At 53.4% G+C, this 1,028-nt stretch carries 1 protein-coding gene; it reads left to right on the forward strand.

All coding sequences use genetic code 11. The features are described from left to right. The first annotated feature begins 576 nt into the window (after positions 1–576). Positions 577–903 carry a hypothetical protein gene (locus tag FAP39_RS17360; protein WP_138017625.1) on the forward strand — a complete coding sequence of 109 codons (327 nt, stop codon included), beginning with the start codon at positions 577–579 and terminating at the stop codon, positions 901–903. Positions 904–1,028 lie beyond the last annotated feature (125 nt).

Raw genomic sequence — 1,028 nt, forward strand, 5'->3', positions numbered from 1 at the left:
CGATTGCGGGAACCTCAGCTAGTAAAGCAGACCTTGGTAGCAACCGCAGCGAAATGGCGCTTTGTCCCGCTTTGGCGACCTTCGCCAACACGATGATGAGTGACCGCTTTTGCGTCGGTGCAGCCCTCCTAACTATCACTTCTCAAAATTCCTAAAACGCGCGCATAGTCTTGGCTGACCGCTCGCGCCTGCTCAAACACCTCACGTCGCTCCTCGTCCTGGCACCGAAAGTACTGCTCGACATCGTCGATGTATGTCTCTGCGTCGCGTCTCAACAAATCAGCATACGCCCGAACATCATCGGCATTGGCGGGCATAAAGGGCGCTATCGGAGGTAAACAATTCCCTGCGACTGAGGCAGATCCCCAGCTCAAAACGGCTAAAACCGCCCATGTCTGTTTCAAAATCACCATATTAACTTGGCTCAGCCATTCCGTTGCAGTAAGTTCGTTTCAACGCATAAAGAGCGCATCAATTCAAAATGCACCTCTTGATTGCAAAATTATAATCATGTATCGATCTGGTAGTCCATGAGGGACTGCCGGGTCCATGCACAGTTCTGCAAGGCTCGTTTCAATGAATTTGATGCAAGACGCCCCCAATGTTGTTAGCGAAGAAGGGCTGCGCGCACTGCTTGCCGAGGGACACTCGGCAGATGTCGTGTGCCGCGTTACGCCCAAACGAACAAGTGCTCAGTGGTCCGGGGTATGGACCGTGCATTGCGTCTCGCCTGACGGCGAGACGCGCCGCCTGCTCGTCACTGCACGCAACAACATGGCCGCCCGAGAATTCAAGACAATCAACGGCTTATCGAGCTTCCTTGCAGGGCTGGACGTATCAATCATTTCGATCCCAATGGTCGAAGGCAAAGTCGCTTCTCACAAGCCAGGCAACGACGACTAAGTTATTTGCCGTCCTTGCTGCGCTCATCGCAGCCCCAGCTGGCGCTGAAGGTTTCGTGTGTTGAATGTCACTGAGAACTGACCCGGTATTGTCACCGAGATTTGACCCGCTCAGTCGTTATGCTT

The organism is Shimia litoralis (assembly GCF_005518135.1).
Taxonomy (GTDB): domain Bacteria; phylum Pseudomonadota; class Alphaproteobacteria; order Rhodobacterales; family Rhodobacteraceae; genus Shimia_E; species Shimia_E litoralis.

Bases quoted from the DNA above. Each gene is read 5' to 3' on its own strand.
- FAP39_RS17360 (WP_138017625.1), top strand. From the start codon at position 577: ATGAATTTGATGCAAGACGCCCCCAATGTTGTTAGCGAAGAAGGGCTG.